11 protein-coding genes and 1 pseudogene are annotated in these 9,177 nt (G+C 65.7%); 4 read left to right on the top strand and 8 right to left on the bottom strand.

Translation table 11 applies throughout. The features are described from left to right. Window positions 1-64: 64 nt before the first annotated feature. Both ACJH6I_RS31165 and ACJH6I_RS31160 read left to right on the top strand, forming a co-directional pair. On the top strand, window positions 65-280 hold the full coding sequence (locus ACJH6I_RS31165; protein ID WP_074414912.1) for an IclR family transcriptional regulator C-terminal domain-containing protein: 216 nt from the start codon (window positions 65-67) through the stop codon (window positions 278-280). A gap of 24 nt (window positions 281-304) precedes the next feature. Continuing rightward, a complete protein-coding gene (locus ACJH6I_RS31160; protein WP_047040856.1) occupies window positions 305-775 on the top strand; it encodes a hypothetical protein in 471 nt (156 codons plus the stop codon). Between the two features lie 224 nt (window positions 776-999). Here ACJH6I_RS31160 and ACJH6I_RS31155 read toward each other — a convergent pair whose 3' ends face one another. The 7 genes from ACJH6I_RS31155 to pcaH all read right to left on the bottom strand — a co-directional run bounded on the left by ACJH6I_RS31155 (window position 1,000) and on the right by pcaH (window position 6,687). Then, the gene (locus tag ACJH6I_RS31155) at window positions 1,000-1,488 is read right to left on the bottom strand and encodes a cupin domain-containing protein (RefSeq protein WP_047040871.1); all 489 of its coding nucleotides are present in this window, start codon (window positions 1,486-1,488) and stop codon (window positions 1,000-1,002) included. A 71-nt stretch (window positions 1,489-1,559) separates the two neighbouring features. After that, window positions 1,560-2,249 (bottom strand): 3-oxoacid CoA-transferase subunit B, encoded by a 690-nt coding sequence (locus ACJH6I_RS31150; protein WP_047040853.1) that lies wholly within the window; start codon window positions 2,247-2,249, stop codon window positions 1,560-1,562. Beyond that, window positions 2,246-2,944 carry a 3-oxoacid CoA-transferase subunit A gene (locus ACJH6I_RS31145; RefSeq protein WP_047040851.1) on the bottom strand — a complete coding sequence of 233 codons (699 nt, stop codon included), beginning with the start codon at window positions 2,942-2,944 and terminating at the stop codon, window positions 2,246-2,248. Before ACJH6I_RS31145 ends, ACJH6I_RS31150 begins: the two co-directional genes overlap by 4 nt. After that, window positions 2,941-4,122, bottom strand: a complete 1,182-nt coding sequence (pcaC, locus tag ACJH6I_RS31140; RefSeq protein WP_047040849.1) for a 4-carboxymuconolactone decarboxylase — start codon at window positions 4,120-4,122, stop codon at window positions 2,941-2,943. The genes ACJH6I_RS31145 and pcaC overlap by 4 nt, the downstream gene beginning before the upstream one ends. Beyond that, complete coding sequence (locus tag ACJH6I_RS31135; RefSeq protein ID WP_043416463.1) at window positions 4,119-5,324, bottom strand: lyase family protein; 1,206 nt, start codon at window positions 5,322-5,324, stop codon at window positions 4,119-4,121. The genes pcaC and ACJH6I_RS31135 overlap by 4 nt, the downstream gene beginning before the upstream one ends. Then, window positions 5,321-5,890, bottom strand: a complete 570-nt coding sequence (gene pcaG / locus ACJH6I_RS31130) for a protocatechuate 3,4-dioxygenase subunit alpha (RefSeq protein ID WP_043416462.1) — start codon at window positions 5,888-5,890, stop codon at window positions 5,321-5,323. The genes ACJH6I_RS31135 and pcaG overlap by 4 nt, the downstream gene beginning before the upstream one ends. Next, the gene (pcaH, locus tag ACJH6I_RS31125) at window positions 5,890-6,687 is read right to left on the bottom strand and encodes a protocatechuate 3,4-dioxygenase subunit beta (RefSeq protein ID WP_043416460.1); all 798 of its coding nucleotides are present in this window, start codon (window positions 6,685-6,687) and stop codon (window positions 5,890-5,892) included. Before pcaH ends, pcaG begins: the two co-directional genes overlap by 1 nt. A gap of 70 nt (window positions 6,688-6,757) precedes the next feature. Here pcaH and ACJH6I_RS31120 point away from each other — a divergent pair, with 70 nt between their 5' ends. Continuing rightward, window positions 6,758-7,507 (top strand): IclR family transcriptional regulator, encoded by a 750-nt coding sequence (locus ACJH6I_RS31120; RefSeq protein WP_047040843.1) that lies wholly within the window; start codon window positions 6,758-6,760, stop codon window positions 7,505-7,507. Between the two features lie 291 nt (window positions 7,508-7,798). Here ACJH6I_RS31120 and ACJH6I_RS31115 read toward each other — a convergent pair. Continuing rightward, window positions 7,799-9,018 (bottom strand): annotated as a pseudogene (locus ACJH6I_RS31115) (IS256 family transposase). On the opposite strand from ACJH6I_RS31115, the gene ACJH6I_RS31110 reads away from it, so the two are divergent. After that, the coding region (locus ACJH6I_RS31110) for a hypothetical protein (RefSeq protein WP_224866092.1) at window positions 8,941-9,177 on the top strand (237 nt) is incomplete at its 3' end. The pseudogene ACJH6I_RS31115 and the gene ACJH6I_RS31110 sit on opposite strands and share 78 nt — an antisense overlap.

Here is a 9,177-nt window from a genome sequence, read left to right as displayed (position 1 = left end):
CCCCGGAACCATCGCCCGACACCCCAGTGTCCGAGGTCGCCTGACGACCCTCGATCCACAGGATTTGACTATTTCTCGAAAGAGCGGTTTCGCGACCAGTAGGGAGGAAAGCGAAGAAGGTGTCGCATCCGTTGCTGTCGCCATACCTGCAAGAGGTCCCGACGTGAGGCTGGCACTAAATGCATCAGCGCCGAGCTATCGGTTACGGCCATCACATGTCCGCAAAGTAGCTGGCATCATCGGCGAAGCTGCCGCAGAGCTTGCTACTAAGCTGGTCTAACTACATTGGCAAAGGAGATGTTCTGTGTCGAGTACCCCCGACCTGCCGGCGTTCGTTTCGACGATCGATGACTACCTGCGCTTAGAACAGCGCCACTCGCCGGCCGAGCAAATGTTCGCAACCGTCCTCACAGACGACTTCGAAATCGGCTTTCGCGGCGGCCACCAATGGAAGGGACTCAATGGTCTGCGGTTGTATCTCACGCAGCGGGACGGGATTTTCGACGAACGCCTCGAACTGCGTCAAGTACTTTCCTACGTTCCGGTGCAGGAGGATGTCATCGAGCTGACGACACGACTCGAGTTCTTCTTCCGTCGCTGGAGAGCTCCTTCGCCGGTCAGCGAAGAATTCACCGGTGCGGCCTTTCACACGTGGCTGATCCGCATTGTCGACCATGAGACCCGCGTGGCCCGGGTGGTTATCGATGGATTTGCAAATCTCAACGACAACGCCAGGGCGGCGTTTGCTATCCCAGATGAAGGGTTCGACGAATAACGCATGTGACCGCATCGTGATCACTTTGCGCTTTACTCGCACAACCCGTGGGCCGACAACACGGGTGCAGATCAGGCCGCCTGCTTCGCCGGGAGACGCCGCGGCCACGAAAGTTGCAGGGCGGCTGGACATTAGCGCCGTGGATGGGTTGACCGGCCGCCGTGTGTTTGACCGCCGTCGTCAAGCGCCCTTCGAAGCGATTACCTTGACAATTTCTCCACTGCTTACGTGTCGCCGACGCCGAAAGCCTCGGCGAAGCTAACGTTGCCCCTGGTTTCCCTCTGGGTTGCGTCCACGGCAGCCAGGAGGCGGGAGTTCTCGATGACTATCATCTCGACGTCCTGTTGGTCATCTGCATAGTGGCGATGCCATACCCACGGCGGCGTATACACGAAGTCGCCTGCGCTCCACGTTACGCGTTGATCGCCAATCTCCGACCAGCCCGAGCCATGTCGCACGAAGTGAACTGACTCGTGTACGTGTCGATGAAGGTCACTGCCCGCACCGGCGGGGATCTTCTGCAGGAAGAACTCAATGGAGCGGGCGGGTATCCGCAGAAGCAATCCAATTTCTGATGGGCTTCCGGTCTGGATCCAGTGTGCCTCGGTGGAGTTCACGACGAGGTGCTCCTCGGTCACGTGCTGGGTGTCGCGATCCCCTGCGCGCGCCATACTTTCGGCGAAATCGGCTAGCTCGTCACGGGATAGGGTCATCAATCCACTCCTCTGGGAATTTCGTCGCTGAGCGAGCATGGAGTCACTTTTCGGCGACCCAAGCGCCAGGGTCACGACAGAGCTATGTGCAAGCGCTTCTCGAGCGCGGCGATACTGATGGCGAAGGTCTCGAGTACGCGCACGCGTCCGTCTCCGGCGTTGTCGATGTCGAAGATCGCGTACTCGGTATACAGCCGGCTGACGCACCGAAGCCCGGTCAGCGGGTAACTGCACTCCGGAACCAACTTCGCGGTCCTGTCCTTGCCGAACAGCGTCATCATCACGAATACGCGCTTCGCTCCGATGGCGAGATCCATCGCACCCCCGACCGCGGGAATGGCGTCCGGTGCTCCGGTGTGCCAGTTGGCGAGGTCTCCACGCTCGCTGACCTGAAACGCCCCGAGCACACACACGTCGAGATGGCCGCCGCGCATCATGGCGAAGGAGTCGGCGTGGTGGAAGTAGGACGCCCCAGGGGTTTCGGTGACCGGAACCTTGCCTGCATTGGTGAGATCCGGGTCAATGGCGTCTCCTGTCGCGGCGCCTCCCATGCCGAGCATGCCGTTCTCGGTGTGCAGCACCACCTCGGCGGCGGGGTCGAGGTAGTCGGCGACCATCGTGGGCTGGCCGATGCCGAGATTGACGTACGACCCAGGTGCGATGTCGCGGGCGATCATCGCGGCGATCTCCCCGCGGTCCAACGGGCCACGGTCGAGATGCTCGACACGACGCCGTGTCCTTGCATCGAGCGTTCCCGTCACGAGGCGGCCTCGGTGCGGGCGGCGGGAATCGAGGACAGGTCGAGGATGCGGTCGACGAAGATACCCGGCGTCACGACCGTCTCGGGGTCGATGCCTCCGGTCTCGACGACGCGGGAGACCTCAACGACGGTCAGCGTGGCGGCGGTCGCCATGACCGGACCGAAGTTGCGAGCAGTCTTGCGGTACAACAGGTTTCCGGCCCGGTCGGCCAGGTGTGCTGCGATGAGTGCGACGTCGCCGCGGATCGGATACTCCAGCACGTAGTCGCGGCCGTCGATCGTGCGGATCTCCTTGCCCGAGGCGAGCGGGGTGCCGACACCGGTCGGGCAGAAGAACGCGCCAATGCCCGCGCCTGCCGCTCTGATCCGCTCGGCCAGGTTGCCCTGCGGGACCACTTCGAGGTCGACCATGCCGTCCCGGTAGAGCCTGTCGAACACGTACGAATCGGCCTGTCGGGGGAAGGAACAAATGACCTTCGCGACCCGACCGGCAGCCAGCAGCGCGGCCAGACCGGTGTCGCCGTTGCCCGCGTTGTTGCTGACGATGGTGAGCTCGGCGGCGCCCTGTTCGATGATCGCATCGATGAGTGTGGTGGGCATGCCCGCCATGCCGAATCCGCCGACGAGAATTGTGGCGCCGTCAGCGATTCCGGCGACGGCTTCGTGGGCGGCGGCGCAGACGGCGGTGCGGCTCATGACGACGCCCGCTCGTCCTCGTCGAATTCCGGCAATACCTCGGCGGCGATGCGAAACGCGGAGTTGGCGTCGGGGACGCCACAGTAGATGGCAGTCTGCATCAGCAGCTCCTTGATCTCGTCGTTGCTCAAACCGTTCCGGCGGGCCGCTCGCAGGTGCATCGCCAGTTCCTCGCGGTGCCCGCGCGCGACCAGCGCCGTCAGGGTGATCATCGAGCGGCTGCGAAGGTCTAGACCTGGGCGTGTCCAGATGGTTCCCCAGGCGTACTGGGTGATCAGGTGCTGGAAATCGGCGGTCATGTCGGTGGTACCGGCGATTGCCCGGTCGACGTGCCCGTCGCCGAGCACCTGGCGCCGTATCGCCATTCCCGCGCGACACACATCCTCGACGGTCCTAGTCGCAGGCTGCGGAATACCCACCTGCTCTGCGATGAGGCCGGCGACCCGGTCCGGGGCTTCGGCGGGTGCCAGGTGGCCGACACCGTCGAGCACTACGAGGTCACCGTCCTGGACACCGGAGGCGATGCGCCGCAATGACTCCGGCGGTGTGGGCACGTCGGCGCTGCCTGCCACGGCCAGGACGGGAGTGACGATCTCGCGCAATCGGTCGGAGACGTCGAATGCCGCGAGGGCCTCGCAGGCCTGCGCATAGGACTCCGGATCGGTGTGGCTGAGGGTGTCCAGCAGCGCCGCGCCGACACCTGGTTGCCGGTCGACGAAGCCCGGCGCGAACCACCGCTGGGCCGCGCCCGAGAGTAAGGTTTCGACGCCCTCGGCGCGGACGGTGGCGGCGCGCTCGAGCCAGCCAGCTGGGGTGCCGATCAACGCACCGGTGCCCAGTAGGGTCGCCGAGTCCACCCGTTGCGGCGCGTCGAGCATCAGCTGCAGACCGACACAGCCACCGAGCGAATCACCGGCGTAGTGGAAGGTCTCGGCGTGCATGTCGTCGGCGAGTGCCAGCACGGCGACCGCGAGTTCGGCGATCGTGAAGGGCTCGCCAGGACCGCCTCGACCGTGACCGGGTAGGTCCCACCCGACGACGCGGGCGTGCGCACTCAGCCATCCAGCCGCAGCGCTCCACAGCGTGGCTGCCGAGGTACCCAGTGAAGGCCCCAGCACGAGGACAGGCGCACCGTCGGGTCCGCCGAAGTCGATTGTGGCCAAGGCCGGAATGGTCATGACGCAGACTTGATGAAGCGGCGGGCCCGACTCAAGGTCGAATCGATCAGCCGATCGGCGGCACCGGTGTAGTCGGGCCGTGCTGGGCTACCGGTCAACTCGGTCATTGCACGTTGTTCGGTGAGCAGCCCGCCCGCGTCGGCCAGGTTCGCGGCCGCCCGCGCCGTGTCCACCTGCAACCCGGAGAGCAGTTCGGAGGCTTGGATGGCCGCCACGACGGTGTGGCGGGCGAGCGTGCGCAGTGTGGCCCATTCGGCGTGCCACGCGCCGTCGGAGCGCTCGTCGACACTCGCTCCTGCGGCCAGGTGCAGGGTGGCGCCCAAGGTGCCCGCGGTGAGCGCGGTGCGCCGGATCAACACAGAGCGGACGGGATTGTTCTTGTGCGGCATCGTCGATGAGCCGCCACCAGTCCCCTCGGCCAGCTCGCCGACCTCGGGCCGGCTACCGGTCGCGATGTCGGCGGCGATGTGCCCCCAGGCGTCGCAGCAGCTCACCAACGCATCCCCGATGCGGGTGATCGCCGAGCGGGTGGTGTGCCAGGGCGGAGCCGGCGCCAGCCGCAGTGCGCCGGCGAGCGCGTCGCTCAACGCGATGGCGCCGTCCACCGAACCGGTCAATTCGGTAGCCGCCGCCAGCGTTCCCACCGCGCCACCGACCTGCACCGGCAGCGAGGGCAGCAGCCCGGTCAGCGGTTCGGCGGCGTCCAGTATGCCGGTAAGCCAACGTGCCATCTTGGCGCCGAAGGTGCTTGGTAGGGCGGCCTGGGTCAGGGTACGCGCGAGTGTTGGTGTGCTCCGGTGCCTCTCAGCGAGCTCGGACAGCGCCCGGACTTGGACGGTGAACTCGTCGCCGATGCGCATGAGGACATCACGGGCGCAGATGACGAGCGCTGTGTCGACGACGTCCTGACTGGTTAGCCCGCGGTGTAACCAGCGGGCTGTCGCCGCCGTTGAGCGCTCACGCAACAACGTGACCAGAGCGCTGACGGGGCTGCCGTCGGTGGCGGCGCGGCGGGCGATCGACTCGGTGTCGGCGTCGGCGATGAGGTCTGCCAAGCTGGCACGCGCCTCTTGCGGTGCGATACCGGCGTCGACGAGGCTGTCCAGCCACGCCCGTTCCACGGCCACCATGGCCTCGAGGAATGCGGGGCCGCTCATCAGGTCGCCTGCGAGGTCGTCGCCCGGCCAGAAGAGGTCAGTCATCGCTGGTGTCCCGCGTAGCGCAGGAAGACCGTCTCGGGTTTGCCTGGCGCGTCCTGCAATTGGATGTCGAAGCGTAGTCCGGCGCCCTCGCGGGTGGCGATGAGCGTGTCGCGACGCTCGGGCGGCAGGGACGCCAGCAGTGGATCGCCGGCCAGCTGCCCCCCGGGCACGTAGGCGCGGGTGAACAGCCGGTTGAGCAGCCCGCGGGCGAACACGGTGATCAGAAAGAACGGTGCCGCACCGGGATCGCAGGGACCTGGGATGACGGTGGAAAAGTTGTACCGTCCGCCATCGTCGGTGCCGGCGCGGCCCCACCCAGTGAAGGTCCAGCCGTCCCGGTGTAGCGAGCCGGTGGACGTGGGGATGGTGCCGTCGGCGTTTGCCTGCCAGATCTCAAGTAGGGCGTCGGGAACAGGCTGGCCGTCACCATCGAGGACCAAGCCGGAAAGCTGGACGGCACCCGGTGAGCCGGCCGGAACCAGCTGGTCGCACCGGTCGAACGGGAGTGCGTAACCGAAAAAGGGTCCGACGGTCTGCCCCGGGGTGGCGGTGAGCAGGGTATTCATCAGTGTTCGCTTCCGCGGTGGGGATCCTCGGTCGGAGTGCGCGTCGCGCCGGTGAGGATGATGTCCCACCGGTATCCGGTGGCCCATTCGTGGGTGGTGACGTCGTGGTCGTAGTTGGCAATCAGTCGGTCTCGGGCCTTTCGGTCGGTGATCGACTGATAGATCGGGTCCAGCGCGAACAACGGGTCGCCGGGGAAGTACATCTGGGTGATCAGCCGTTGCGTGAATTCCGTTCCGAACACCGAGAAGTGGATGTGGGCTGGGCGCCAAGCGTTGCGGTGGTTCCTCCACGGATACGGCCCTGGCTTGATCGTGGTGAAGCGGTAGCTTCCGTCGTCATCGGTCAGGCAGCGGCCGACGCCGGTGAAGTTGGGGTCGATCGCGGACGGGTGCTGATCACGCTTGTGGATGTAGCGACCGCCGGCGTTGGCCTGCCAGATCTCGACGAGTTGACGTCGCACCGGCCGTCCGTCGCCGTCGACCACCCGGCCGGTCACCACTATCCGTTCGCCGATGGGTTCGCCTGAGTGCTGGATGGTGAGGTCCGATTCAAGCGGATGCACGTCGCGTTCGGAAAAGCAGGGCGTCCACAGCTCGACGCCCTCCGGGTCAGCGTGGTGTAGGTCCTTCGTGGGATGACGCAGCAGGCTGCTGCGGTAGGGCGCGTAGCCGAGCCGCGGCTGCGTCTCCTCGATGCCAGCGCGCTGATACTCGGACTCGATCGCCTCGATCTCCGCGCTGATCGCCTGCTGCCTCGGCAACCCGCCGTCGGGATCGGGGTCGATCACTGCTGTCATAGCCTTGACACTATTGGCTCCTCGGCGACTGACCTACGCTAGATTACCACTGAGCGGAAAGGATCCGTGAGTGGCGGGAAATACCTCAACGCCCGGCACCAGCGTCGCTTCTCGTTTGCTGCGCATGGTCGCCGCCTTCGATGAGTGGCACCGGACACTGACGCTGTCCGAACTGGCGGGTAGGGCCAGCCTGCCGATGGCCACGGCCCACCGGCTGGCTGCCGAACTGGTTGCGGGCGGGGCGTTGCAGCGCCGCACGGACGGTCGTTTCGAGGTCGGCCGACTGATGTGGAGCGCTGGGCTGCTCGCCCCGGTCGGAGGCGGATTACGGCAGGTCGCAGAGCCGTTCTTGCACGATGTCTACGCGGCAACGCTCGCCACCGTGCACCTCGCGGTACGCGACGGCAACGAAGTATTGTACCTCGAGCGGATGATGGGTAGGGCATCCGTGCCGATCGTTAGCACCGTCGGCAGCAGGTTGCCGATGCACTGCACCGGCGTCGGCAAGGTGCTGTTGGCGCACGCGCCACGCGAAGTCCAGGATCAGGTGTTTGCCAATCTGACTCCGATTACTCCCTACACAATCACCCAGCCTGCGGTGCTGTCCCGACAGTTGGAGGGGGTGCGGCGCGAGGGGTTGGCTACCACCGTGGAAGAGATGTCGCTAGGCGCCTGTTCACTGGCCGTGCCGATCGTCCGGCAGTCCGACGACGCTGTGGTGGCCGCGATCGCCGTCGTAGTTCCGTCGTTGAAGCGAGGTCGCCAGCGACTGCTCGGCGCCCTGCAGGTGGCTGCCCGCGGCATCGTCCGGCTGCTGTGACCCACGGGCCGCCGCAGCAGCGATCGCTGTGCTGTCGGGCGGCTTCTGACAAAACGCGACACCGTCGCTAGCCGTCGAAAAAGTGGTGACTGCCATGACATCTGGCGCGAATCGGAGTCCGCGCCGCGGTGGAGGGATAGACGCGACCGATCCCCCAGTTGAAGCTGAGAAAGCATCAGCAAAGGGTCCGCCGTTCAACGATCAGCGGCGGAATCCATCCTGCCCACCTCGCACTCTCACCTCGCGAATCGTCACTTGGAGGAATTGTCAATACCTGTGGATCGGGGTGTTTCAGGCGACCTCCGTTCCGGCGTCCTGATCGTCGTCTGAGGGCGGTGTTGGTGGGGTGATGTCGGTGGGGCGTTCGAGCAGTTTGCCTTTGTGGAAGACCGCGCCGGCGCGGACCAGGGCGACCAGGTGCGGGGCGTTGACGGCGCGCCAGCGGGCCGAGGCGGCGTCGATCAGCTTGTAGGCCATCGCTAGTCCGGCCGTTCGCGATCCCGGGCCTTTTGTCACCTTGGTCCGAAGTCGCACTGTGGCGAAGGTGCTTTCGATCGGGTTCGTCGTGCGCAGGTGGATCCAATGTTCGGCCGGGTACTTGAAGAACTCCAGCAGCACATCGAGGTCGTCGGTGATCTTGGCGACCGCCTTGGGGTACTTGGCGCCGAAATCGACCTCGAAGGCCTTGACCGCGAGCTGGGCCTTGTCGATATCCTCGGCGTTGTAGATCTCCTTGAGTGCCGCCAGGGCCGACGGGTGTGCTGATTTCGGCAGTGCGGCAAGAACATTGGCTTGCTTGTGGAACCAGCAGCGCTGCTCTTTGGTGGCCGGGAACACCTCACGGACCGCTTTCCAGAACCCGAGTGCACCGTCACCGACGGCGAGCACGGGGCGGTCATGCCGCGCCGTTTGCAGTCGCGCAGCAGATCGGCCCACGACTCGGCCGATTCACGGTAGCCGTCGCTGATCGCCACCAGCTCCTTGCGGCCGTCAGCGCGCACACCGAGCATCACCAGCAGACACAGCTTTTCCTGGTCCAGGCGGACCTTGAGGGGGATGCCGTCGACCCACAGGTAGACATAGTCGCTGCCCGACAGATCGCGACGACCGAACGCGGCGGCCTCATCTTGCCACTGCGACGTGAGCCGGGTGATCGTCGATGCCGACAACCCGGCACCGGAGCCGAGGAACTGCTCCAGGGCCGGGGTGAAATCGCTGCTCGACAACCCGTGCAGGTACAACAGCGGCAACACCTCGGACATCTGCGGGGACTTGCGCGCCCAGGCCGGCAGGATCGCCGAGGAGAACCGCTTGCGTTCACCAGTGTCGGGATCGACACGTTTGTCGTTGACCCGCGGGGCCCTCACCTGCACCGCACCGGCTGCGGTCAGCACCTCGCGCGGCTGGTGGTAGCCGTTGCGGACCACCAATCGGTGGCCGTTGTCATCGCGCTGGTCAGCGAACTGCGCCACGTAGGCGGCGACCTCGGCCTGCAACGCCGCGGCCAGCATCTGCCGAGCGCCATCACGGACAATCTCATCCAACAACGACCGACCAGCACCACTGTCGGTGTTGTCGTTGGCCTCCGCGCCGTCGTGAACTACGGTGAGCATGGGCGTACCTTCCCAACCAGCGCGCCAACGCCGGTCTTGATCGAATACCTGATTCCG

The sequence above is a fragment of the Mycobacterium sp. SMC-13 genome, from assembly GCF_045311035.1.
Classification (GTDB): Bacteria; Actinomycetota; Actinomycetes; order Mycobacteriales; family Mycobacteriaceae; genus Mycobacterium.
Note: the sequence above shows the minus strand (reverse complement) of the source record. Positions and strands in the feature narration are given on the sequence as shown.

What these genes read in the sequence shown, in the direction of transcription:
- ACJH6I_RS31135 (WP_043416463.1), bottom strand. Translation starts at nt 5,324, where the DNA reads ATGACTGACCTCTTCTGGCCGGGCGACGACCTCGCAGGCGACCTGATG.
- ACJH6I_RS31155 (WP_047040871.1), bottom strand. Translation starts at nt 1,488, where the DNA reads ATGACCCTATCCCGTGACGAGCTAGCCGATTTCGCCGAAAGTATGGCG.
- pcaG (WP_043416462.1), bottom strand. Translation starts at nt 5,890, where the DNA reads ATGAATACCCTGCTCACCGCCACCCCGGGGCAGACCGTCGGACCCTTT.
- pcaC (WP_047040849.1), bottom strand. Translation starts at nt 4,122, where the DNA reads ATGACCATTCCGGCCTTGGCCACAATCGACTTCGGCGGACCCGACGGT.
- ACJH6I_RS31145 (WP_047040851.1), bottom strand. Translation starts at nt 2,944, where the DNA reads ATGAGCCGCACCGCCGTCTGCGCCGCCGCCCACGAAGCCGTCGCCGGA.
- pcaH (WP_043416460.1), bottom strand. Translation starts at nt 6,687, where the DNA reads ATGACAGCAGTGATCGACCCCGATCCCGACGGCGGGTTGCCGAGGCAG.